At 33.7% G+C, this 23,945-nt stretch carries 20 protein-coding genes; 8 read left to right on the forward strand and 12 right to left on the reverse strand.

Annotated elements, in window-relative coordinates:
- A complete protein-coding gene (locus HH304_RS17040) occupies nucleotides 1-699 on the forward strand; it encodes an ABC transporter ATP-binding protein (protein ID WP_169684368.1) in 699 nt (232 codons plus the stop codon).
- A gap of 60 nt (nucleotides 700-759) precedes the next feature.
- On the opposite strand, the gene HH304_RS17045 is transcribed toward HH304_RS17040, so the two are convergent.
- The gene (locus HH304_RS17045) at nucleotides 760-1,758 is read right to left on the reverse strand and encodes an NADP-dependent oxidoreductase (RefSeq protein WP_169684370.1); all 999 of its coding nucleotides are present in this window, start codon (nucleotides 1,756-1,758) and stop codon (nucleotides 760-762) included.
- A gap of 161 nt (nucleotides 1,759-1,919) precedes the next feature.
- On the opposite strand from HH304_RS17045, the gene HH304_RS17050 reads away from it, so the two are divergent.
- Complete coding sequence (locus HH304_RS17050; protein ID WP_169684372.1) at nucleotides 1,920-2,555, forward strand: peroxiredoxin; 636 nt, start codon at nucleotides 1,920-1,922, stop codon at nucleotides 2,553-2,555.
- Nucleotides 2,556-2,633: 78 nt separating this feature from the next.
- Here the strand turns inward: HH304_RS17050 and HH304_RS17055 are convergent, their stop codons facing one another.
- Nucleotides 2,634-4,976, reverse strand: a complete 2,343-nt coding sequence (locus HH304_RS17055) for a glycoside hydrolase family 31 protein (RefSeq protein WP_169684374.1) — start codon at nucleotides 4,974-4,976, stop codon at nucleotides 2,634-2,636.
- A 304-nt stretch (nucleotides 4,977-5,280) separates the two neighbouring features.
- Here HH304_RS17055 and HH304_RS17060 point away from each other — a divergent pair, with 304 nt between their 5' ends.
- On the forward strand, nucleotides 5,281-5,493 hold the full coding sequence (locus tag HH304_RS17060) for a hypothetical protein (RefSeq protein WP_169684376.1): 213 nt from the start codon (nucleotides 5,281-5,283) through the stop codon (nucleotides 5,491-5,493).
- Here HH304_RS17060 and HH304_RS17065 read toward each other — a convergent pair whose 3' ends face one another.
- On the reverse strand, nucleotides 5,494-5,919 hold the full coding sequence (locus HH304_RS17065; protein ID WP_169684379.1) for a hypothetical protein: 426 nt from the start codon (nucleotides 5,917-5,919) through the stop codon (nucleotides 5,494-5,496).
- Nucleotides 5,920-6,173: 254 nt separating this feature from the next.
- Between HH304_RS17065 and HH304_RS17070 the strand changes: the two genes are divergently transcribed.
- Both HH304_RS17070 and HH304_RS17075 read left to right on the forward strand, forming a co-directional pair.
- Nucleotides 6,174-6,746 carry a hypothetical protein gene (locus HH304_RS17070; protein WP_169684381.1) on the forward strand — a complete coding sequence of 191 codons (573 nt, stop codon included), beginning with the start codon at nucleotides 6,174-6,176 and terminating at the stop codon, nucleotides 6,744-6,746.
- Nucleotides 6,747-6,918: 172 nt separating this feature from the next.
- Entirely contained in the window at nucleotides 6,919-7,689 is a 771-nt protein-coding gene (locus HH304_RS17075; protein ID WP_169684384.1) for a copper resistance protein NlpE N-terminal domain-containing protein, read from the forward strand.
- Between the two features lies 1 nt (nucleotide 7,690).
- Here the strand turns inward: HH304_RS17075 and HH304_RS17080 are convergent, their stop codons facing one another.
- The 9 genes from HH304_RS17080 to HH304_RS17120 all read right to left on the reverse strand — a co-directional run bounded on the left by HH304_RS17080 (nucleotide 7,691) and on the right by HH304_RS17120 (nucleotide 16,964).
- On the reverse strand, nucleotides 7,691-8,137 hold the full coding sequence (locus tag HH304_RS17080; RefSeq protein WP_169684387.1) for a MarR family winged helix-turn-helix transcriptional regulator: 447 nt from the start codon (nucleotides 8,135-8,137) through the stop codon (nucleotides 7,691-7,693).
- Between the two features lie 26 nt (nucleotides 8,138-8,163).
- Nucleotides 8,164-8,577 (reverse strand): organic hydroperoxide resistance protein, encoded by a 414-nt coding sequence (locus HH304_RS17085; protein WP_169684390.1) that lies wholly within the window; start codon nucleotides 8,575-8,577, stop codon nucleotides 8,164-8,166.
- Between the two features lie 430 nt (nucleotides 8,578-9,007).
- Nucleotides 9,008-10,897, reverse strand: a complete 1,890-nt coding sequence (locus HH304_RS17090) for a hypothetical protein (protein WP_169684393.1) — start codon at nucleotides 10,895-10,897, stop codon at nucleotides 9,008-9,010.
- 399 nt (nucleotides 10,898-11,296) lie between these two features.
- Nucleotides 11,297-12,190: a hypothetical protein gene (locus HH304_RS17095; protein WP_169684395.1), complete on the reverse strand. Its 894-nt coding sequence runs from the start codon at nucleotides 12,188-12,190 to the stop codon at nucleotides 11,297-11,299.
- Nucleotides 12,191-12,382: 192 nt separating this feature from the next.
- Entirely contained in the window at nucleotides 12,383-12,649 is a 267-nt protein-coding gene (locus HH304_RS17100; protein WP_169684398.1) for a hypothetical protein, read from the reverse strand.
- A 100-nt stretch (nucleotides 12,650-12,749) separates the two neighbouring features.
- Nucleotides 12,750-13,880: a DUF4932 domain-containing protein gene (locus tag HH304_RS17105; protein ID WP_169684400.1), complete on the reverse strand. Its 1,131-nt coding sequence runs from the start codon at nucleotides 13,878-13,880 to the stop codon at nucleotides 12,750-12,752.
- Nucleotides 13,881-13,963: 83 nt separating this feature from the next.
- Nucleotides 13,964-15,058 (reverse strand): helix-turn-helix domain-containing protein, encoded by a 1,095-nt coding sequence (locus HH304_RS17110; RefSeq protein ID WP_169684402.1) that lies wholly within the window; start codon nucleotides 15,056-15,058, stop codon nucleotides 13,964-13,966.
- 125 nt (nucleotides 15,059-15,183) lie between these two features.
- Nucleotides 15,184-15,876 carry a LytR/AlgR family response regulator transcription factor gene (locus tag HH304_RS17115; protein WP_169684405.1) on the reverse strand — a complete coding sequence of 231 codons (693 nt, stop codon included), beginning with the start codon at nucleotides 15,874-15,876 and terminating at the stop codon, nucleotides 15,184-15,186.
- Nucleotides 15,873-16,964: a sensor histidine kinase gene (locus tag HH304_RS17120; RefSeq protein WP_169684408.1), complete on the reverse strand. Its 1,092-nt coding sequence runs from the start codon at nucleotides 16,962-16,964 to the stop codon at nucleotides 15,873-15,875. Before HH304_RS17120 ends, HH304_RS17115 begins: the two co-directional genes overlap by 4 nt.
- 278 nt (nucleotides 16,965-17,242) lie before the next feature.
- On the opposite strand from HH304_RS17120, the gene HH304_RS17125 reads away from it, so the two are divergent.
- From HH304_RS17125 to nagB, 3 genes are all read left to right on the forward strand, one after another.
- Nucleotides 17,243-20,371: a SusC/RagA family TonB-linked outer membrane protein gene (locus HH304_RS17125; protein ID WP_169684412.1), complete on the forward strand. Its 3,129-nt coding sequence runs from the start codon at nucleotides 17,243-17,245 to the stop codon at nucleotides 20,369-20,371.
- A 22-nt stretch (nucleotides 20,372-20,393) separates the two neighbouring features.
- Nucleotides 20,394-21,863: a SusD/RagB family nutrient-binding outer membrane lipoprotein gene (locus HH304_RS17130; protein ID WP_169684416.1), complete on the forward strand. Its 1,470-nt coding sequence runs from the start codon at nucleotides 20,394-20,396 to the stop codon at nucleotides 21,861-21,863.
- A 97-nt stretch (nucleotides 21,864-21,960) separates the two neighbouring features.
- Nucleotides 21,961-23,910: a glucosamine-6-phosphate deaminase gene (gene nagB / locus HH304_RS17135; protein ID WP_169684418.1), complete on the forward strand. Its 1,950-nt coding sequence runs from the start codon at nucleotides 21,961-21,963 to the stop codon at nucleotides 23,908-23,910.
- Nucleotides 23,911-23,945 lie beyond the last annotated feature (35 nt).

Genomic DNA, 23,945 nt, shown 5'->3' on the forward strand with positions numbered 1-23,945 from the left:
ATGATTGAATTACAAAATCTCGATAAATACATTGATGCAAAATTTCAGAGAATATATATGTTGAAAGCGATTGATCTAAAAATCAATCAGGGAGAGTTTTTAACAATAATGGGGCCTTCCGGAGCAGGGAAGTCTACGTTGCTTAATATTCTTGGGATGCTTGATGATGCCTCGGAAGGAAAATATAAGTTAGATGGAAATGATATATATTCCTTAAAAAGCAAGCAGCGAAGTGAATTGGCTAAGACTTATTTTGGGTTTGTATTTCAGGCTTACCATTTGATTGATGAGCTAACTGTATATGAAAATATTGAAACACCATTATTATATCGCAAGGTGCCTTCTAAGGAAAGAAAATCTATGGTGGCAGAAATGCTTGACAGGTTTAATATGGTTGCAAAAAAAGACCTCTTTCCAGATCAGCTTTCAGGTGGTCAGCAACAGTTGGTTGGTGTGGCAAGGGCAATAATCGGGAAACCTAAAATTTTATTGGCCGATGAACCTACAGGTAATCTTCATAGCAAACAGGCAGCCGAGGTGATGGAAATATTTAAACAACTGAACGAGGAGGATGGAACAACGATTATCCAGGTTACTCATGACGAGAAAAATGCATCTTATGGAAATCGTATTGTGGAATTAGTAGATGGTAGGATAGAAAATGATTACAAGACACAACATATAAAGAGCAATTATTAAGTTCGATTAATACAGCCCGGTTAGCGCTTTGCCAGCAATTATTACCGGGCTGTTATTTTCTTATACTTTCACAACCATTTTTCCTTTGTTATCTCCGAAAAATAATCCTAGAAATGCATTCGGAATATTATCGAATCCTTCAACAACTGTTTCTTCATATTTAAGCTTGCCCTCGCTTAACCATTCCGCTATTTGCTTAATACCTTCACCAAACTGTTTTTGAAAATCAGAAACAATAAATCCCTGTAGTTTTACGCGACGAGTAAGATAAATGCTTTCTAAGCGAGGACCTACCGGAACTTCTTTTACATTATACAATGCAATTTGTCCGCAGAGAGAAACCCTGGCAAAATCATTTAAAAGTAAGGTTACAGCATCTGATATTTCTCCACCTACATTATCGAAATAGATATCAACTCCATTAGGACATGCCTCGCGTAAATCTTTTTTGATATCTGTTGAAGTTTTATAATTAATAGCAGCATCAAATCCGAATTTCTCTTTCAACATTGCTACTTTTTCATCACTTCCGGCAATTCCAACTGCTCTGCAGCCATTGATTTTAGCAATCTGACCAACAATTGAACCCACAGCACCTGCAGCCCCGGAGACTACTACAGTATCTCCTTCTTTAGGTTCACCGATTTTCATAAGTCCAAAATATGCTGTTAACCCTGGCATACCCAGAATTCCAACATAGTAGCTTGGAGGTGCCATGTTTGGATCTATTTTTCTTAATACTGATGCATCAGATACCTGATGTTCTGCCCATTTTAACATTCCAAAAACTGTATCTCCAATATTGAAGTTTTCTGATTTGCTTTCTTCAACTACAGCTATTGCTCCACCTTCAAGTGGCTTATCAACTTCAAAGGGTGCTGTATATGACCTTGCGTCATTCATTTTACCACGCATATACGGATCAACCGAAAACCATGTTGAACGAAGTAATACCTCTCCATCTTTTAATTCCGGAGTTTCTACTGTTTCAAATTTAAAGGTTGAATCGTCTGGCATTCCTTTTGGCCTGGCGGCAAAAGTTATTTGTCTGGTTTGCATGTTTATGGATTGTTTGGTTACATAAATACGTTATTCTAAAAATAAGTTTAATTATTGATAATTACCCTAACAAAGTGTATTTGTATTCGTTCAATGATCTAAGAGCCAAAATCCAGATCGGATTTATTCTATTTGATAATTAACTTAAAAATCTATTAACCATGGCACATTTAAGACTGGGTGACCTTGCACCTGATTTTACAGCACAAACTACCGAAGGCCAAATAAGTTTTCATGAATGGCTAGGAGACTCCTGGGGAGTGTTCTTTTCTCATCCTGCAGATTTTACTCCTGTTTGTACTACAGAATTAGGGACAGTTGCCCGTTACCGTAATGAATTTGATAAAAGAAATGTTAAAACTATCGCTTTAAGTGTAGACCCATTAGATCAACACAAAGAATGGATCAAGGATATCAATGAGGTAAACAATACTACTGTAGATTATCCGATTATCGCTGATGAGGATAGAAAAGTTGCTGAGTTATATGATATGATTCATCCAAACTCAACTGAAAATGCAACTGTAAGATCAGTCTTCATTATTGGTCCTGATAAAAAAATTAAACTGACATTGACCTATCCTGCTTCAACAGGTAGAAACTTTGACGAAATTATCAGGGTTATTGATAGTTTACAGCTTACTGCTAACCAATCTCTGGCAACTCCTGCAAATTGGAAAGAAGGTGATAGAGCAGTAATATCGCCATCCGTGAGTAAGGAGGAAGCAGATAAGAAATTTCCTGGTTATGAAACTAAAAAACCTTATTTGAGATTAACAAAGGCAAGCAAAATCTAACCGAATAGTAAAATAAAAAAGCCCTTATGAACATTAAGGGCTTTTTTATTTATTATTAAATCAGAAATCGAATAAATCCTATTTCCTAATTGTAATAGTTTTACCTTCTTCTAATGTATCATAAAATTCTAATGTAGAATCTTCGGCATTCCACTTGTATTCCTCGGTCAATCTAACAGGATTAGAATCTAAGCCATGAACAATTATTTTGTAAACCCTGGATTCCGGATTTCCTTTGTAGCCTTCGCCCTTGGTTTCGTAATTGAATGTTATCTTATCATTGTCACCAGTTGTTGAAATAGAAACTACTTGATATTGATTATTCTCCAGGCTACCTCTCGATTTTCCATCGTCAAAGAAAATGTTTTGACTTGAAGATGTCTGATCGTAGTAATAATGGATATTGACCGTATCTGTTTTATAGATATCCGTTGAGTGAATTAGGTCTGTGGTTGGTAAAATACTTCCGGATTTTACAAATACGGGAATGTTTTCCATGGTTACAGGGATTTCAACCCATTGTCCACCTTTGTATTTCTCGTTATTCCAGAAATTATACCAATTCCCTTCAGGAAGATAGACTTTCCTTGAGCTAACTCCCGGATTTAATATCGGAGCAACCAGCAAGTTTTTCCCCCACATATATTGGTTATTTAAGGTGTCTGAAACCTCTGGATATTCAACAAACATAGGTCTTGCCAATGGCATTCCGGTTGTCGCGTTTTCCCAAGCTAGTGTATAGTTATATGGTAGCATTTTATAGCGAAGGTCGACAAATGGCTTAACATTATTTTGAACCTCATTATTCCACATTACTGGTTCAGCTGGTGCCGAGTTATCTGCGTGTGGTCTGAATATTGGAGTGAATGTAGCAAATTGCACCCATCGGGTATATAGTTCAGGATCGCCTTTCTCAACAAATGTAAAACCACCTGCATCTGAATGCATGTAACCAATACCTGAAAGTCCCATACTAAGCATTATCGATGGTTGGGGCTTAAGGCCTGACCAGTTTCTTCCGACATCACCAGACCAGGGAATAAGCCCATATCGCTGGGTACCCGCAAATCCTGCTCTTGCCAATAGAAATAGTCTTTCGTCAGGATAATCTTTAGCGAAGCCTTCAGACATCATTTTAGCCCATTCGTGGCCATAAATGCCATGAACTTCATAACCCATTCCTGTTTTATGCAAAATTGAATCCGGATGAGTTTCTGGTTCTCCTAAATCTACCCACCATCCATCTACACCATATTCTTTAAGTCTCTTATACTCATTCCACATCCATTTTTTTGCTTCAGGATTGAAAATATCTAGAATACCTCCATTGCCGAAGTAAAAATTTGGTAAGTCATATGTTGAACCATTTTTATCGTATGCCAATAACCCGTTTTTTGATAAGTACTCGTAATTTCTTGATTTTTTAGTGAAAAAAGGTTCGGTAATTAAAACTGTCTTTACACCTTTATCTTTAAAATTTGAAATCATTTGTTTCGGTTGAGGCCATAAACTTAAATCCCAGTTTAAATCACCCATTTTACCATCCTCTATCTCCGGACCAAACCAATATATGTCAAGAATGATAGCATCGGTTGAGTATCCTGCTTTTATCGATTTATTGAGAATGGTTTCAGCTTCATTTTGATTCTTGTATCCAAACCTTGATTGGAAATTACCCATTGCCCATAACGGAGGAAGGGGCTGTTTCCCGGTTAATGCAGTATAGTTACCTATTAACTCTTTAAAAGAATTTCCATTAATGAAATAGAATGACATATTCCCTTTGTAACTGCTATATACAAGTTTGTCGTTTTGACTCTTACCGATATCAAAAAATGCTTTTGAAGGGTTGTCTATTAGCATCATATAGTCATTAGAAGACATCCAATGTGGTATTGAATAATTTAATTCTGTAGCACCCTCACCATATGCATATTGAGGTTTGTTATATGCCAGAAATGAATGACCTCTTCTGTTCATTGGTATTGCCCTGAAACCTGTGCCATATATCGATTCTTCAGGTCTTAGGGTGAATGAAGTTGCCAGGGAATCTCCAAACCTGGTTACTCCTTTTGTAGTCATCTTTAGTTTACCATCAATTGTAAAATAGCTGGCCTTAAAAGGAGATTTATTAATTACTAATTTGATTTTTTCTGTTTTAGCAGTGATAATGCTATCGGTTTCAGAAACTTCCATTTGAATTGACTGATTTAAAACCGGCGCATAAACATCAGAGGATTTGATTAGTGAATCTTCGAAAGAAATTTTAATAATGTCGTTAGAAATAGCCTGGATTATATAATTACCATTAGAGGTTTCTATAGTAATTTTTTCTTTTTGAATTGGTCTATCAAGCGTATCTGTAGGTGAGCATCCCGAAAGAAATCCGAGAATTAAAAGTGGTAAAATAATATATCTCATGTTTTATTTAGGTTATACCTGGCTAATTTATAAAAAGAAGTTAGAAATTATTATCAGGTTCTAAAATATCATATGATTTTCTGTATTTGTATCTCAATAAACTATAGCGAGCATTTATGGGTATGAATTTTAGCTTTTTAACAGGAATTCAAGGACTAAAAATAAGCTAAATGGGTGAGGTCGAGAATCTATAAATATTTTTTATAATTATTTTAAGTATTAATTGAATTATTTTTAAACATATGTAAGTTTTTAAGCGTTACATTAAATACCTAAGTTTATTGTTCCGCCTAAACCAGCTAATATGTTTAAGATAAAGACAGACCGGTTCATCCTTTATGTATTATCTGCAATATGCATTCTGATGATGGCATTTTCCTTTCTTGCACTTTCTGATATTTACAATAGCAGTAAAATAGATTTAACCACTGAATGGAATATAGTCAGATGGTCTTTCATTTTAAATGTTTCCTTGGTAGGTTATTATGCATATTGTTTTTTGAAACGCCAAGTTTAATTAGTCAACCTTTCTTAATATTAGTTTATTCGTTTTTCTTTTTAGTTTCGAGCTAATTAGAACTAGTCCTTCTTTTGTGTTGGTTTTTAATATTTCTGAATGAATTTGAGTCCCTTCAGTTAAAGGGTAATTTGGGATAGTTACTTTGATTACCGTGGTGGTGTATTCACAATTTGAGGTGTACTTGATAGCAGACTTAACTATATAACGCCCATTTTCATAGTATTCTGTTACATAATCGTCTTGGAATTCAATTCTATAACCTATTGATGGTTTTTCTTCTTTAAGCATATGGATAAACTGATTTTTATTTAGAATTGAGCAATTCGGAATAGAATCAGTCTCTACAAACCAGTTAGTGTTTTGAGCATTTATCAAGAGGGGTGAGTTGAAAATTATTAGTAAAAAAATAATGCGTAAAATCATGATTTAGGTAGTTAAAGTTTAAAAAATCTAATCCAATATTTATTTATAACCTCTCTATAGGAGAATTTATGATGTTTAACGAAATCATTTTAAAAAATAGCCTACTTGTATAGAAAAATAGGCTTAAATGTCTAAATTTAATATTAAGAGCTATTTCCCAGTTTTGCAAAATACTATTAATCAATTGATAGCATTGGTCTGAAATCAATAGTAAAAATTCTATTATTCAAACTAACTAACAAACTAATGCAATCATGAAAGTTTCACACCTTACCACACCCACAATTTTCAAATCCAGAATTGATTTGAAGTGTTGTTTGCTTGTCATATTCTTAATATTGACAGGAGGATGTACCAATGAGCCTGACGAATTTGTACCCACCGGCAAAATGAAGGTTGACGGTTTTGTTTGTTGCGATGGCGACAAAGAGCTTAACCAACAACTTCTCAAGGAAATCAATGAAGTAAAAGCTTCAGTAGCCCAACTACAAAACTATAATATTGCCACATACATGGGTTGGGATAATGATTTAACAGATTATGTACCTAACATGGGCCATCACTTTGCAAAAATGTCTGAAATTGATGGGGAGTTTAATCATAGAGTTCCTGAAGTTTTATTATTCATTCCGGGGCAAAATGGCAAATGGTCATTTGTTGGTGTTGAATATCTGGTTCCAACCGCATTAAGTCCTGATCCTCCTGAAGGTTTTACAGGTGATCTGGATAAATGGGTTGTTGTTGGACCATTCTGGGCATTACACTTATGGATAAAAGTTGAAAACCCGGATGGAATTTTCCACCCGACAAATTCCAGGATCCCATGATTGATCTAACCCCGGTTCTTCAATCGGGGTTTTTTTATATTCATAATTTTTTACTCCACAGATCATTGAAATTCATTAACTTATATGTCTATTACTTCTAATAGTAATCAATAAATCTGAACGCAAAATTTATTTTGGTATCAAATTTGGTTTCTATCTCAAAAATTAAGTTATGAAAAATTCTATGTTGTTTATTCTTTGTATTATGTGTTTAATTGGATGTAAATCAAATAGCACATCAGATAATAATCAGTCTTATTCTGGAGATAATAGTAATGTTTCGGTAGACTGGGATGGTAGATACCTTGGTGTATTACCTTGTGCAGATTGTAATGGGATTAAAACCACAATTGACCTGAATAAGGACAAGACATTTTCTATGAGTACAGTTTATCTAGGAAAGAGTGATCAAACATATACCCATAATGGTTCATTTGAATGGTATGATAATGGGAGTAAAATTAAATTGAAAAGTGAGGATATGGATGGTGCGTTTATTGTTGGGGAAAATCAACTTATTCATTTAGATAAGGAAGGAAATCGTATTGATGGTGATATGGGTGATAAATATGTTTTAAAGAAATTGGATATGAGTACAATGAAAGAGTTAACAGATAATAAATGGAAGTTAACCAGATTACTCGGAAGAGATATTGAAATTGAAGGTGATAAAGATGTGTTTCTTGAATTTGATGCCTCTGAAAGCAGGGTTAGTGGCTTTGCGGGGTGTAATAATTTTTTTGGAACATTTATTTGGGAAGGGGATACCAGAATAAGATTTTCACAAATAGGAAGTACTCAGAAAATGTGCATTAAAAACATGGAGATAGAATCTGATCTTTTGAAAGCCCTTCAAAACACTGATTCATATACGATAAATAATGGAGTATTAAGTATAAGTAAAGCAAGAAGAGCTCCTTTTGCACAATTTCAAAAGATGTAATCTATTGATCATTTAGTTTATCGATTAGAGTACATAGCGTTTTTTGTAAACTAATAATATCTTTTGCAGGTATATCGGGTGATGAAAGTTGGTTGACTAACTTATCTGGTATACCTGCTGCTTTATTTTTAAGTTTTTTGCCCTCTGATGTTAGAGTTACAAATACTGACCGTTCATCAGCCTCAGACCTTTTTCTGCTAATAAGCATAGATTTCTCCATTCTCTTTAATAATGGAGTTATCGTATTAGTCTCTAATATCAGTTTCTGACTAATATATTTTACTGAAACATTATCTTTTTCCCAAAGAACAAGTAAAACCAGGTATTGTGGGTAAGTGATTCCTAGTTCATCTAGTAATGGTTTGTATGCTTTAGTAATTAGTCGGGAGGCAGCATACATTGGAAAGCATATTTGGTTACTTAATTTCAGTTTTTCTTCAGTTTCCATACCATTAAATTTTAAATACCTGAAAATTAAACAAGACTTAATTCTACATTGATGTTTCCTCTGGTTGCATTTGAAAAAGGGCAGATTTCATGAGCTGATTCTAAAAGTTTTTGAGCTACATCTTTATCTACACCATCAATTTTCACATTGATTTTTGCGCTTATGGCGTAAGTGTGATTTTCTGTCTTATTTAAAGCAACAGATACATTAGTCTTAGAGTCAATTTTCAATTTTTGCATTGAAGCAACAATATTTAAAGCGCTATCAAAACAAGAGGCATATCCACATGCAAATAGTTGTTCAGGGTTTGTGAAATCTCCTTTTTCTCCTCCGACTGATTGAGGAAGTCTTACTTCTAAATCTATTACTCCATCTTCGGATTTTACCTGACCGTTTCTTCCACCAGTAGCTGATGCTGTTGATTCATATAGTGTTTTCATGTTGTGTTGTCGTTTAAGTTTAAATCGTAAACGATTTAATTTAACTAATGTTTTTGATAGTAGGTAAGAATTATTGGCAAATTAGTTTGTTATTAAGGAGGTAATTGTGTGTTTTAAATGTCTGGAAATTGATTTTGGATTTAATTTATCCATATGCCCTCCAATTCCCCAAATAGCTACTTTCCTTTCAGTATTGCCACAGTTGGGACATTTCCTAGTGATTCTTAATGTATAATTTGGACAAATGATATGCCTAAATATTTGACCTTATAAAATCAATAGATGAATCTTAATGCCTTGTTTATTTTTCTAAAGTTGCTTCGATTTAAAACTATATAAACTTAGGCATATTTTCACCAATAGAAATATTATTGTAATCAAGCTCATTATTCAAAAAATGATTACAATAATATGAACTTTCTTTTAATTTTTACAATCCCTGGTCACCGCAGTTTTCACAATATAGGGTATTGATTAGTTTATTATTTCGATATTGAAAACTAACTCCTCCTTGAGATTTTGGAGTAAAGAACTGACAGAATCGATCCTGATTTCTAGATAATGCTTTTCTTATCAATATGTCTGATAAATTGTTTTCAGGGATTCTGTTATTCACTAAAAACAGACGTAAATAATAGAATAAAACATCTTCAGATACACCATGTGTATTAACAACCGGGTTTAAGATATTTAAAGCGGTTTTAAATTCACCATTATAAGTTAATGCCTTTGAAATACTAAAGATTTCATTTTCATTAAGCGCAGTTGTATTATTATAAGCTATTATAGTTCTAATAGTTTGATCAATTTGATCAAACTCTTTTTTCTGAATTTGCTTCTGTACAACAGCCAAATAATAATTTATCTTAAGTTGCGCTAAAACAGATTCTTGAATATCAGAATTATTCATTGATTGGATTTGATTAAAAAGAACTTGCTGTTCTTCTGGTGAATAATCTGTAGAAATCCAGTTTTTAATTTTGAGGGTCGCAAGGTTGAATTTAATCTTCCAATTGGCTGAACATGTATTTGATATCTTATTATAATTATCGATAGCTTCTTTATTACTAATTATATGATGATCCAGTTTAAAAAGGATATCATTGTTTAATAATCTAATATTTGATTCTTCTATTGGAATTAATAGATTATTTATAAATCCAAGAGGTAGTCTACCTTCTTTAACTTCTTTAAAAAAATAATTCTGTATTTGTAAGGCTTGGTCAATATCTTGACTTTCAATTGATTGTTCAAATAGTTGTACTAGTTGATTAGGATTATTTATAACATTATTTTTAACTCGCAGGTCAAGCCTGATTTCTGCATATCTTTGTTTACTTAATATAGGCTCTAATTCTAATAATAATTTCCTGTCTTTCTTAAGTTTTTCTTTTACTTGCTCTTGTGATAACTTTTTCAGGAACTCAAATTTTGTATTTGATATTGATTTTGCGAATTCCTTCCAGTTTTCTGACGCTTTTATATGTGGATGTATTTTTAACGTCTGATATGATTCAAGGGCTTCGGTAATACTTTTAGCTCTGGCAAATTGTAAATCAGTATTTTCTCTTACTGTACCTTCAACTGAAGAAAATGCTTCAATCCAAATATCAGTAATATCATAGTTTGATATTTGAAGTGAATCGTATAATTCTTGAATTTCTGATGTATTGTATCTTGATTTACCCTTTTTGAATGGAATCTTAAAGTAAATTGATTTATCAAATGAAAATGCATTTATCTCAGTGTTGCTAGTAATGGTATCCCAATACAGTTTTGTTGGAATAAAATTTCTTGTTTCCTGAAGAACTCCCGGATTGGTTACATAATCACAAAGTGCCTTTTTTTGTAAAATCATTAAGTTACACTCAACATTACCTGCATCTAATGAATTTGGTATTGTTCCTACACTAACGACTACTTTATTCTCTTCATTGATTGTGTAACTATTTAATAATTCATTTTTATACACCGGCTCAATCATCATTCCCTTACTAGGCCATGAACTTGGGATATTATCTATGCTCTCACAAGAATATTGATCCTGATCTATAATATCTATTGCAATACCGTCAAATGTATCATCAAATAGTAACTGAAAATATTCCTCACTTGGGAATAAGAGTTTAATCTGCCTGTCTATGACTTCCAGATCGAAAACCATGTCATTTGGTAATGATTCTACTATGATATTATATTCCTTACAACGATCTGATAATAAGCCTTTTGATCCTTTGATGTTATCTCTGAAATCATTGTTTTGGCATATGCCAATACCATAAATAAAAAATACAATAATGGTTAAAAATACCTTGTTCATAATCAATAAATTGAATCAAATTGTTGGTTGATATCCCTTACAATTGCTGGCCTGGTATTAAAGCATTATTATTTTTAGAATTGAAGTTAGCAAAAAATAGCCTCAACAAATTCCATTAAAAATTATAAAATATCTTGAATGAGTATAATTGCTGCTAATATCCTAAATACTTTTTTAAGAATCAAATTTGGTTGTAAAATATTTCAAATATTTATAGGTATCTGACAATTTCTTAGCAGAGGTAGGTCTGTAAATGTGATTTTTATTATCGTTAATAAGCTATAATGATGTGCGTTAGACGGCTTTGTATGAGCCTGATTATCAGATAAGAGGGGGAGGGGATTCAAGACATATTTAATTCAAAATCTAATTCAGAATTAAATATGTCTTGATTTAAATTTAAGGATTCATATTTTCAAGTTCTTCAAGTTTGCTTTTTGCATTCTCGTTGTCCGCATCTAACTCAAGAACTTTATTATAAAACTGTTTCGCAATATCGTAATTTCCGGCAATCATATTTGCTTCTGCATAGCTATCGTATACGTTTGGTTCGTATGGAAATATAAATGTATTAAACAGGAATACAGTTAAAGCCTCATCAATCCGGCCTGCATCTAATAAAACGTATCCTAATGTGTTTAATTCCCTCGATTTACCAGATTTATAGTAGCATTCAATTACATGCTTTCTCCTCTCGTTGTCTATTTCTTCAAGTGTGTTATTTTCAAAGAGATCCAACATATAGTTTGCAGCTCTGTAATTTGGATTTGATGGATAGCCAAGTGCAATCTGAGCCAGATCAGTTTCCAGATCATTCACCGGATATTCTACTATGCGCGCAATTTCATTTTCATTATTACGAAATATGAAAGTAGGTACCCTATGAATTTTTAACCCTTTTTCTTCTTGATTTGGACCTTGTTTATATTTTCCTTCAACCCCATTATCATATAATGCAATTAGTTTTAGGTTACTTTCTTTAAGTCCTAATTCCCTCCATAGTTTAATGAATTTTGGAACATAGTTTTGACTATCACCACACCAACTACCGAAGTAAATTTCTACTTTAGTATCATTTAATTTACTGGCCCATTCAGTATCTTTTTCTGAAAGGGTAAATTCTTCAGCGCTAGAAAGGTACCAGAAAGAATATGTTGTGTCCGTTTCCAGCATTTTAATTGGGATTTCTCCGATAAGGTGCTTTTCTCCTTTTTCATTGGTATAAGTTAAATTCTCTTGCGAGATAATAGGGAGAGAAAATAAAATTAGTGTTAGTGTGAGTAATTTTTTCATATGGTTGATTATGATTTTTAGGTAATCTTAATCAATCACCTTTACTATCAATAGTATTATTTGTTAATAAACTATAAATAATCTATGAGTTTAATTTTTTTAATTCATTCACTTTAAATAACTATTGACTAAATAGTTCTCTGCAGAAAATTTGTTTATTAATTGATAGGTAAAATAGAATAAAGTGGTAAACTAAAAAGTTCTTCCCATAAAAAATAATAAAGCAGAAATTGTTCCTAATGCAGTTATTATTCCACCAACAATTAATTTTGTTCGTTCAATATTTTTTAATTCGGCTTCAGCTTTTCGTTGTAACTGAGAGTCGATGTATCGGATAATTGCTTTGATGTCTTGTTCATCTAAGCCCTTTTTTATCATATCTTCTCTAACTAAATCCAAATCAAAATCAGGATTTTTAGCTTGGCTTAAATAGTCTTCTATAAGTTTTGCTTTATTCATTATTGATAAAGTGATAAAAATAAATTGGATTCTAAAATAGGTGACTACCACAAAAAATCAAAATGAAAATTTTCATATTATCAATTACTTAAATTATAAATCAGAGATTGTCTTTATATAAAATCATTATTGAGTCTATTACAGCTTCCTCAAATCCTGAGTAATTCTTTTTATAATTTATTAGTATCTTTTCAAAAATCGGGATGTAGATGAATTGTCTTTTTTCCAGATAGTCTTTTCTTAAGACATTGTATTCATTTATAGTGGTGTTGTTTTTGGCTATTATTAACTCTACTGTTCTAATAATATGCTCATTTATTACGGTATTCCAATTATTGTATCCTTGGTCATACATTTGTTCTTTAATAGGAGTCATTAAATGGGAGGTAGCATTAATCAGTGAGTCTGGTATTGATGCCCACGCTTTATGAATAAAAGAGTGACCAAATTCATGAATACTCAGTTCTCTTAATTTTATTTCATTTTTAAATCCCATATTTAACGAATCTGGGTTTGAAATAACTTGAAAGTCTAAAGCACCAAAGACATTGCATATTCCTCCATCCGGATATTTTAGGCCAAACCCCATAGTTTTTGGTAATGTCAGACTAGGTATAAGGTGATATGAATTATATTCATTTGAAAAGTAGTTTTCCAGACTTGAAATGAAATCATACTTTGGTTTAGTCTGTTCAATTTCGGTGATGGCTTTCTGATAAAAAAAATCACATTCGTTTAGATACTGATCAAAATTTATTTCTTCGTAAAACTCATTAAGTTCTGAAAGAAATATTGATGCATTTTGGTAGGCTGAAACTGAATCTTTATCAATAGAAAAATCAATATAAAATTGAAGAGGTAGATCAGAAGGTATATCTGCATTTGGGAAATCCTGAACTCTTATCAATAGGTTTAGAATCTTATCAAGCCATAAATGGTTGGCTACAGAAATGGCCTTTTGTAAGTGTTCAGAATTGAATTTGGAGTGGTATTTTTTATAAAATGAATAACCGTAATTATGCCATTCTTTTTTAGGAATCTCCTTTCCATTTATGTTAATAGTCTTGTCTTCAATCCCTTCAGTTTCAAAACCAATGAAATAAATGAATCCAATGAATTCGACATTTTTTTCAAAATGGATTTTTAGCTTTGGATTAGTGATGTTTTTCTCCTGGGCAATTGATGATAAGCTGCAAAAAATAAAAATAATTATTTGTAGTAATGGTTTCATAATGTGAAATGTTTTTTGCCAAATAAGCGTCTAATTTCATTTCGCATCGACCTGAAACACGTTTTCATACCTCCTGAATCATGTTATTGGACTTCTTTTTTGTTAGGGTCAGGGTTAAAGTACTCTTTAGGGCTCTTTCCTTTGATATCTTTAAAGGCTTGATTAAAAGAAGACTTGGAATTAAATCCAGCATCCATAGCAATTCCAAGTAGTGTTTTATTTTTTAATTCACCATTGTTTATTTTTTCTATTACTTCATTGATTCGATGGTGGTTAATGTATCTTCTGAAATCCGTACCATAATATGTGTTTATCAATTCTGAAAGATCTCTTGATTTTATATTAAGTTGTTCTGCTGCATTTTTAATAGTAAGCCTGGGTTGTAAATAGATCTTTCTGGAAGTGAATTCTTCATTTATTCTTCCCATCTCTGTTCTTGCTTCAATTGAACTATCTGCAAAAGATGTTGTTCTGATTAGAATTGGCGGGAGGTCAAAAAAATCAGGACTGAAAAAGGATATGTAGCCTAAAGCAAAAATGATCAGGCAAAGTAATAATACCGAATAACTGAATAGGGGCAAGTTAATTACTGCTTCAAGAAACCAGAATATGGTAATTAATACCAGGATGAGATAGAATACAGATATTTTGATCAGGTGTTGATATGATTTGGTGCCAGGAATAGTTTTTATTGAATTACGTAGCGCATTAATATCTATTCCATTTATAAAAAGAACAATTATAACTGACAATAAAGGGAGCAATTCTGTAAACCAAAACCATAAGGAGTTTCTGAATAATGATATTTGACTGCCTGAATATTTATTGAAGAAATAGGAGCCAAACTCTGAAATGATTTCGATAATAGAAGGTATAAATAATAATTTGTGCCAACCTTCAATCTTAAATTTTGCTTTGGTAGTTAGTTTTCCAAAAAGAAAAAGAGCCGGAGGGATAATTAAGAAAGATGAAAAAACCCAAAATGGAAAAATATCCGGATCATTAGTTCTTTTTGTAATTACAGCCCAACCGGTTAAAATTTCCAGAGCAAACACTAAGGTTATCAACCCCAGGAATAGGTTTTGTTTCTTTTTAAGTACTCCGGAAGTGATTAAACCAAGACTCAAAATTATGCCCTGACTTCCTGAAATTAATAATATGGTTTGAAATTCAGACAAATTATAGATACTTTTCAAATTGAAAAATACTCAATAATTGATAACTATATTATTTTCCTAATTTTAATTTTTGGTTGGCTAGAGAATCATCTTAATAAAATTATTGTAATTTAAATTTAAACATATTACCCCAACAACCTTTCTTTAACTTCCTTAATGAAATTTCTTCCTACAGGTATATGTTGCCTCCCTATCAATAACATATTTCCTTCCATTTCATCTACTTTAGACATGTTTGCAATAAAACTTTTATGTACTCTGTAAAAATCATGAGATGGGAGTATTTCACTTACTGTGTTTAAATTATGATGTGTAATAAGGCTTTTATCAGGTGTTACTATTCTGATATAATCCTTAAGACTTTCAATCCACATTATCTCATCAAAAAAGACTTTAACTTGCTTTTTGTTTACTTTAAAGAATGTAAATTCAGCAACATCTTCTTTATCTTGCTCTCCTGATCTTGACGAATAGGCTTTTCTAATTCTTTCTACAGAATCCATAAATCTACTCATGGAAATAGGCTTAACAAGGTAATCTAATACTTCCAGCTCAAACCCTTCAACTGCATATTCCTTATAAGCAGTTGTTAATACGACTAATGGTTTACTTTTTAGAGTTCTGAGAAGATCCAGGCCACTTAATTCAGGTATATTGATATCCAGAAATAAGACATCAATTTTTTCGTGTTGAAGAATATTATAAGCTTCAAGTGCATTGTCTGATGTTTTTACGATCTCCAGATCATCAACATGCTCAATAAATCGTTCAATTATCTTTACTGCAAGAGGTTCATCGTCTACAATTAGGCACTTCATTTTCTTTTTAACGGTATTTTTAATCTTAAAAAATAGGTTTGCTGATCTTCTTTTATATCGAGTGAATAATTTTTGCTAAATAATAATTCAAGGCGTTTACGGACATTTTCATTGCCAACACCACCAACTTCAATTGCTGATGATTTTAACTTTTGCTTAAAATTATGTGATTTAAATATCAAATGGTTATCTGTTACCTCAATTGTTATTTTAATTGGTATCATCCCCTCATTGTTTTTACCGGCATGCTTAAAGGAATTTTCTATAAAAGGTAATAAAGTTAGTGGTGGAATTAAATCACTTTCATTTCCTTCGGTTCGCGAATAGTTAAGACTTAATTTATCACCATATCTTAATTTTACCAGTTCAACATAATTATCAAGTTGATCAAAAGCATTATTTGTTGATACAAATTCTTCTTGAGAACCATATATAACATACCTCATCAAATCGGATAGCCTGATTATCATATCAGCAGCTTTGTCAGACTTTACTAGAACAAGAGAGTATAAATTGTTGAGTGTATTAAAGAAAAAGTGTGGTTGAATCTGAGATTGTAAAAAAGCCATTTCGGCCTGCATCTTCAGACGTTCTAATTCTCTTGTTTTCTTTTGAAAATTCACCCAGTCGACTCCTAATTTTAACGCAGTTGTCAATCCTACCACATAAAGTTCACCAATAAACACTGCAAGGATATAATTGCCTCCAAATAATTCAGCTGGTTGACCCGATTCTTTCCATATTTCTGTAGTTACAAATTCATAAGTAATAACAATTCTGATTATTGAAATGACCAGTGTTGATAACATCAGAAATATAAAATACCATCCCCAATATTTAGGGATCAACCTTGGAAGCAGAAAATACAAGTTAAAGTAAACAAGTATAATATGTAAGGGGAACTCAACCAGATTTGACTCTAATGAGTATTGATAATCATCAAAATATGATCCCCATCTGATCAAATTAAAAGTAAAATAGATCAGCCAAAAAATAGTATGTTGTACCCAAGTTGTCTTTAAAAAGTCCTTCATCGAAGATTCTTTTGTAAGATTATTTCCAAGGGTAAGATAATTGGAAAATGTCATCTTTCTAAAAATTAGCAAGAAGGAATATGTATATTTTATCTGTTAACAGAAAAGTTTTTTATCTATACTGTTCTATTTTGTAGCTGAAGTGTATTTTGCACTATTTTTTAAGTTCGCAATCGGTTGAAATGTTGTTTAGCGAATAGAATTGCAGTTTAGATAATTTTTTAAGCAGGTTGGCGAATAAATTTTTTGTCTGTTTTTTCTCCTTCTATATTGGTTTTGAAGCAAAAATGAAAAAGCGTCTTTTTCTTCTAAAACCTAAAACACAAATACCAATGAAAAAATTATATTTAATGTGGGTAATGGTTATTCTGACCTCCCTGACTGCCTGGGCTCAGTCTACTGTAACAGGTACAGTCAAAGATCTGTCAGATAATAGTGCCATACCCGGAGCCAATGTTCTTATTAAAGGAACAACCCAGGGCAATGTCACTGATATTAATGGGAAATTTTCTATCAGTGTACCATCGACAGATGTCATATTAGTTGTTTCGTATGTAGGTTATGAATCTCTTGAGGTACCATTAAATGGTAGAACATCTCTTGAAGTTAGCCTTAACCCTTCAATTGAGCAGTTATCTGAAGTTATTGTTACTGCTTATGGTATTGAGAAAGAGACTAAATCATTAGGATACTCTGTTTCTCAATTAGAAAGCAAACAACTAAACTTAGTTAAAGAAACCAATGTTGTTAACAGTTTGAGCGGTCGCGTAGCTGGTGTTCAGGTTTCACGTACCGCTTCTGGTCCTGCCGGATCATCTAGAGTGGTAATTAGAGGAAACAACTCTTTAGTAGGAAATAACCAACCGCTTTATGTTGTTGATGGAGTACCTATTGATAACCAAAATCTTGATGCTGCCGGACGATGGGGTGGTATAGATTACGGTGATGGAATCGGTGATATCAGCGCTGATGATATTGAGTCTGTTACTGTATTAAAAGGACCAAATGCTGCTGCCTTGTATGGAGCTCGAGCTGCTAATGGTGTAATTCAGATTACTACAAAGTCTGGAGGTAAAAAGCCTGGAGTAGGAATTGATTTCACATCAACCTACACATTGGATCAGATAATGATTTCTCCTGAATATCAAAATGAATACGGAGCTGGAACAGGTGGAGCAGCGCCAACATCAGCAGAAGAATACCTTGCACTAGGTACAAATGGTGTTGGTACAAGCTGGGGAGCGCCAATGAACGGTCAAACTATAACTTATTGGGATGGTGAGCAAAGAGCATATTCAGCTCAACCGGATAATTTTAAGGATTTCTGGGAAACTGGTCAGACATTTACCAATACTCTTGCTTTTTCAGGAGGAAATGAAACTTCTGCATTCAGAGTTAGTCTTACCCGTATGGATAACGAGTCAATCTTACCTAACAGTAAGTTTGACAGAACATCGATTACAGCTAAAGGAAATACTTACCTGAATGATCGATTAAATGTTGCTGCAAAATTTACTTACATTAGAAATAATGCAGAAAACAGAGCGAATCTAGCTGATATCATGGAAAACCCTGTAAACGGTCTGATTTGGATGCCTAGAAATGAAGAGCTTTCAAACTTACTTCCTTATGAAGGTGAAGACGGATTGCAAAGACTATATACTTCAGAAACATTTAGATTAAATCCTTACTGGGCTGTTGAGAAAAACGGTAACCATGATTCGAAAAACAGAATATTAAGTTATGTAAAGCTTAAATATGAATTAACCGACTGGTTAAAAGCTGAAGTTGTTTCTGGAATGGATTGGTATACTTCAAAGCGATTCAGATATGTTTCTAAGGGAACAAGATATCGCTTGAATGGAGAGATCCAGCAAAACTTATATGAAGTTCAGGAATTTAATAATATGTTCTTGTTAAATTCTTCTCATAATTTAACTGAAGGTCTAAGCCTTAAAACAGTAGTTGGTGGAAATATTCTTAGACAAAATGTAGAGCAGTTTGGTGCTTATGGAACCAACCTTGCAGTTGATGGTTTCTATCACTTAAGTAACGCAGGGTCTGTTACATTCACTCCAAATACTTTTGAGAAAGAGATTTGGTCATTATTTGGACAGGCTAGTTTTGACTATAATGGATACCTTTTCCTTGATATAACAGGAAGAAATGATTGGTCTTCGACTCTACCAATAGATAATAATGACTTTTTCTACCCTTCAGTATCAGCAGGTTTCATTTTCAGTGAAGCATTCAATCTTTATAACGACTTCTTTAATTATGGTAAAGTGAGAGCTTCATGGGCTAAGGTAGGTAATGATACTAGTCCTTATCAATTAGCGTCTTCTTTTGGTTCGATGGGTAGTCATGCTGGTGCTTCTATGTATGGAATTGGTCCATATCTTGATCAGTATGTTCCAAATCAGACAATACCAAACTTTAGTTTAATACCTGAACTTACAAAAAGTATTGAAGCTGGTATTGACCTTGTGTTCTTTAAAGACAGATTGGATATCAACTTCACTTATTACAAATCGAATACTGAGAATCAGATTTTGCCTACTACTGTTTCTAGCACAACAGGATTTGGAAACGCTCTTATCAATGCTGGTGAAATGGAAAATAGTGGTTATGAAGCAAGTATAAACGGAGCAATCATTAAAAGTGGTGATTTTTCAGTTAACCTAGGCTTAAGATTTGCAAAAAACAAAAACAAAGTAATTTCTCTTGTTGATAATCTTGATCAGCTTTTATTGGGCGCTGATAGAGGAATTTCAGTGGTTGCTTCTCCAGGAAACCCATACGGAGATCTTATGGGGTATGATTTCCTAAGAGATGACAATGGAAATGTAGTTGTTGGAGATGATGGAATTCCATTGAGAACTGAAGGAATTGTTGTTCTTGGTAATATTAATCCGGATTGGATTGGTGGTCTTACGGTAGGTATATCTTATAAAAACTTCAGATTTAACTCATTGATTGACATGAGAAAAGGAGGGGATATTTATTCGATTACTAACAGATATCTTCATTCTAATGGAAATCATGAAAATACACTTGAAGGAAGAGCAGAGTGGTATGCCGGTACAGGTGGTTATTTAGTTGATGGAGTAACAGAAGGTGGAGCTGTTAATACAGTTGCAGTTGATCCGGAAGTTTATTGGTCAAGCCTGGCTAGAGATGGACAGCCAACTTCCATTGATGCACCATTTGTTTATGATGGAACATTCATTAAGATGCGTGAAATGAGTCTTACTTATTCTTTCCCTGCATCATTTATTGAAGGATCGTTTTTAGAAGCTCTTGATGTATCTCTTGTAGGTAGAAACTTGTTCTTTTTCAAGAATAATGTTCCTGGAGTTCATCCTGAATCATCTTTCAACAGTGGAAATGCCGGTGGTCGTGAATCAGCTTCCTTCCCTGCATACAGAAGTTATGGTGTGACATTAAACTTATCATTTTAATTCCAACCAAAGAATTTGAATTATGAAAACTATTAATATATCAAAGAAGATTTTTGCTGCTGCTTTGGCAGTTGGAATGCTCTTCTCAAGCTGTGATGACAGGTTTGAAAAATTAAATCAAAACCCTAATCAGGTGGTTGAAGTAACTCCTGACCTGATCTTGCCATATATTCAAAATGGTATGTCAGCTCACAGATTTGAATCTTGGAGGGGTAATGTACTTTATGCAATGCACTATTCTTGTCTGATGTCGTCACCATGGTTAACCGGAAGTGAATTCCTGGCGGCTAATGATGCTTGGACTCAAGGAATGTGGGATAGAGCTTATCAACGTCTGGGAGGTAATCTTCAGGCAATGGTTGACTTTATAGAAGAACAGCCTGATGGCCCGGATAAAAATGCACAATTGGCAATTGCTGATGTAATGAGAGTACTAATCTATCACAGACTTACAGATTTCTTCGGGGATGTACCTTACTCAGAAGCAGGGTTAGGTATGGAAGGCATCTTTCAACCAAAGTATGATTCTCAAGAGGATATCTACAAGGATATGCTTTCAAGACTGGAAACAGCTGCTCAAAATTTAAGAATGGGTGAAAATACCTATGGAGTTCAGGATATTTTCTACCAGGGAGAAGAAGAAGGATGGATCAGACTGGCAAACTCGCTTCGCTTGAGACTTGCTATGAGAATTTCTGATGTAGAGCCTCAACTTGCCGCTTCTCATATCAGTGCGGTTATTAATGAGCCATTAATCACTACAAATGAATGGATTTGTAAAATGCCTCATGAAGATGATGGTAGCCAGTGGTCTTCAGGATCTAATGGTACAAGTGCTCCAATATCAGCTTTTGATGCTCATTTTATGGCAAAAGCATTAGTAGATAATATGCAGGATGATCCTAGACTGGACTTATATGGAAGAAAATTAGGCAGTGGTGAAATAGTTGGTTATCCTTCAGGAACTGTTCCTTCTGATGTGGTTTTACCTTCATTTACTCCGGATAATTTCTCATTATTAAATTCATCAGCAGGTGCAGTATTTGATCTTGGCAATGACTGGATTCATGTATCAGCTGCAGAAGTTAATTTATTGCTGGCAGAAGCTGCATTCAGAGGAATAGGAATGACACAATCTGATGCTCAGGCAGAATCATATTATCAGGAAGGTATTACACAAGGTCTTTCTTATTGGGGATTATCTTCTAACCCTGCATTTGAGGCTAATGTTGCATTTGATGCTGCAGATGGCTTGAATCAAATTATAACACAAAAATGGATCGCACTTTTCCCTGATGGATTTGAAGCATTTGCTGAATTAAGAAGAACTGATCTTCCAAGATTTGCTGCTGATCAGGTATATGGTGAGTTACCTAAAAGACATAAGTACCCTCTAATTGAGCAATCATTGAATTCAGAGAATTATTCTGAAGCAGTATCAAGACAAGGTCAAGATATCGAAAGTACATCGCTTTGGTGGGATGTTAATTAATTAGTTGTTGCATTTGATACAGTGGGGTTGCCAATCAAGAGCCTGGCACCCCCTGTTTTCAAAATCTACTTTAAAAACTGATCGAAATCATAAATATATGAATGAGGTATTAAATGGTGTTGACATCAGCTACAAGGCACCTGGAGTTGATGAACAGACGAGGTATGAAAAAATTCACACAGTAATATTTGGTGAAAGTGATGATGCATCTAAAATGGTCGCAGCTGAGATAGCTGAACTGATCCGTGAGAAAGAAAAATTATCTCAAAAAGCAATATTAGGCCTGGCGACAGGTAGCACTCCTAAGGGAGTTTATAGCGAATTGATTCGATTACATAAAGAAGAAGGTCTAAGCTTCAAAAATGTAATTACTTTTAATCTTGATGAATATTATCCTATCGAACCTGATGCACTTCAAAGTTATGTGCGGTTCATGAATGATCATTTATTTGATCACATCGATATTGATCCTAATAACGTTCATGTACCGGATGGAACTCTTGACCCTGTAGAAATTCAGGCGTATTGCGAAAGGTATGAAGAGAAGATTCTTGAACTGGGAGGACTTGATATTCAGATTCTGGGTATTGGTAGAACAGGACATATTGGATTTAACGAGCCAGGATCTCAGATTAATAGCCGAACAAGGTTAATTACTCTTGATCATATAACACGTATTGATGCTGCTTCCGACTTTTTTGGTGAAGATTTTGTTCCTAAAAAAGCAATAACAATGGGAGTAGGGACAATCCTGAAGGCTAAAAGAGTAATCTTAATGGCATGGGGAGAGGGTAAAGCTGGTGTAGTTAAAAGAACTGTAGAAGGAGAGGTTAGCGACACTGTTCCGGCAACGTATCTTCAAATGCACCCAAATGCTACAATAGTTATTGATGAAGCTGCTGCTGATGAGCTTGTACGAATAAAATCACCATGGTTGGTAGGCGATTGTCTATGGACTGATCGCATGATAAAAAGAGCTGTTATTTGGTTATCTCTAAAGTTACAAAAGCCAATTTTAAAGCTGACTGACAGAGATTATAATGATAATGGTATGAGTGGGCTAATTGCCGAATATGGTAGCGCTTATGAAATCAATTTGAAGCTCTTTAATACTCTTCAGCATACTATTACCGGATGGCCTGGTGGTAAACCTGGTGCTGATGATACTAACAGACCTGAGAGAGCTGAACCTGCAAATAAAAAGGTGGTAATATTCTCTCCACACCCTGATGATGATGTTATTTCCATGGGTGGAACTTTTATTAGGCTGGTAGATCAAGGTCATGATGTCCATGTGGCTTATCAAACCTCTGGAAATATTGCTGTTTTTGATGAAGATGTTGTTCGTTTTGTAGATTTCTTTAAAGATTTTAATGGGGAACACAGCGTTAGTAACGAAGATGGCAACGCCCTATATAGCGAAATCAGAGAGTTTATAAACAATAAAAAGCCGGGTGAAATCGATCATCCGATTGTTAGACAAGTAAAAGGACTGATACGTAGAGGAGAAGCTAAAGCTGCTTGTAGATATGTAGGCATAGGAGATGAAAAAGCTCATTTTCTAGACCTTCCTTTTTACGAAACAGGTTTAGTTAAAAAGAAACCTATCGGCGAGGAAGATGTTAAAATAATTGTAGATCTATTACAAAAAATTAAGCCTCATCAAATTTATGCTGCAGGTGATCTTTCAGATCCGCATGGAACTCACAGGGTATGTCTGACTGCAATATTCAGAGCATTAGAGCAACTGAAAGATGAAGATTGGATCAAAGACTGTTATGTATGGTTATACCGTGGTGCATGGCAGGAGTGGGGTATCGAAGATATCGATATGGCTGTTCCAATTAGTCCAATGGAACTTATGAGAAAGCGTAAAGCTATATTTAAGCATCAGTCTCAAAAGGATTCTGCAGTTTTCCCCGGATCAGACAAGAGAGAGTTTTGGCAAAGAGCCGAAGATCGTAATCATGGACTGGCAGAATTGTATGATAAGCTTGGAATGGCAGAATATGAAGCCATGGAAGCTTTCAAACGGTATTACTTTTAACGAAAGGATAAGATCTTGAAATTTATATTAAGAAT

The organism is Marinigracilibium pacificum (genome assembly GCF_012926615.1).
In the GTDB taxonomy this organism is placed as follows: Bacteria; Bacteroidota; Bacteroidia; order Cytophagales; family Cyclobacteriaceae; genus Mangrovivirga; species Mangrovivirga pacifica.

Bases quoted from the DNA above. Each gene is read 5' to 3' on its own strand.
- HH304_RS17040 (WP_169684368.1), top strand. From the start codon at position 1: ATGATTGAATTACAAAATCTCGATAAATACATTGATGCAAAATTTCAG.
- HH304_RS17045 (WP_169684370.1), bottom strand. From the start codon at position 1,758: ATGCAAACCAGACAAATAACTTTTGCCGCCAGGCCAAAAGGAATGCCA.
- HH304_RS17050 (WP_169684372.1), top strand. From the start codon at position 1,920: ATGGCACATTTAAGACTGGGTGACCTTGCACCTGATTTTACAGCACAA.
- HH304_RS17055 (WP_169684374.1), bottom strand. From the start codon at position 4,976: ATGAGATATATTATTTTACCACTTTTAATTCTCGGATTTCTTTCGGGA.
- HH304_RS17060 (WP_169684376.1), top strand. From the start codon at position 5,281: ATGTTTAAGATAAAGACAGACCGGTTCATCCTTTATGTATTATCTGCA.
- HH304_RS17065 (WP_169684379.1), bottom strand. From the start codon at position 5,919: ATGATTTTACGCATTATTTTTTTACTAATAATTTTCAACTCACCCCTC.
- HH304_RS17070 (WP_169684381.1), top strand. From the start codon at position 6,174: ATGAAAGTTTCACACCTTACCACACCCACAATTTTCAAATCCAGAATT.
- HH304_RS17075 (WP_169684384.1), top strand. From the start codon at position 6,919: ATGAAAAATTCTATGTTGTTTATTCTTTGTATTATGTGTTTAATTGGA.
- HH304_RS17080 (WP_169684387.1), bottom strand. From the start codon at position 8,137: ATGGAAACTGAAGAAAAACTGAAATTAAGTAACCAAATATGCTTTCCA.
- HH304_RS17085 (WP_169684390.1), bottom strand. From the start codon at position 8,577: ATGAAAACACTATATGAATCAACAGCATCAGCTACTGGTGGAAGAAAC.
- HH304_RS17090 (WP_169684393.1), bottom strand. From the start codon at position 10,897: ATGAACAAGGTATTTTTAACCATTATTGTATTTTTTATTTATGGTATT.
- HH304_RS17095 (WP_169684395.1), bottom strand. From the start codon at position 12,190: ATGAAAAAATTACTCACACTAACACTAATTTTATTTTCTCTCCCTATT.
- HH304_RS17100 (WP_169684398.1), bottom strand. From the start codon at position 12,649: ATGAATAAAGCAAAACTTATAGAAGACTATTTAAGCCAAGCTAAAAAT.
- HH304_RS17105 (WP_169684400.1), bottom strand. From the start codon at position 13,880: ATGAAACCATTACTACAAATAATTATTTTTATTTTTTGCAGCTTATCA.
- HH304_RS17115 (WP_169684405.1), bottom strand. From the start codon at position 15,876: ATGAAGTGCCTAATTGTAGACGATGAACCTCTTGCAGTAAAGATAATT.
- HH304_RS17120 (WP_169684408.1), bottom strand. From the start codon at position 16,964: ATGACATTTTCCAATTATCTTACCCTTGGAAATAATCTTACAAAAGAA.
- HH304_RS17125 (WP_169684412.1), top strand. From the start codon at position 17,243: ATGAAAAAATTATATTTAATGTGGGTAATGGTTATTCTGACCTCCCTG.
- HH304_RS17130 (WP_169684416.1), top strand. From the start codon at position 20,394: ATGAAAACTATTAATATATCAAAGAAGATTTTTGCTGCTGCTTTGGCA.
- nagB (WP_169684418.1), top strand. From the start codon at position 21,961: ATGAATGAGGTATTAAATGGTGTTGACATCAGCTACAAGGCACCTGGA.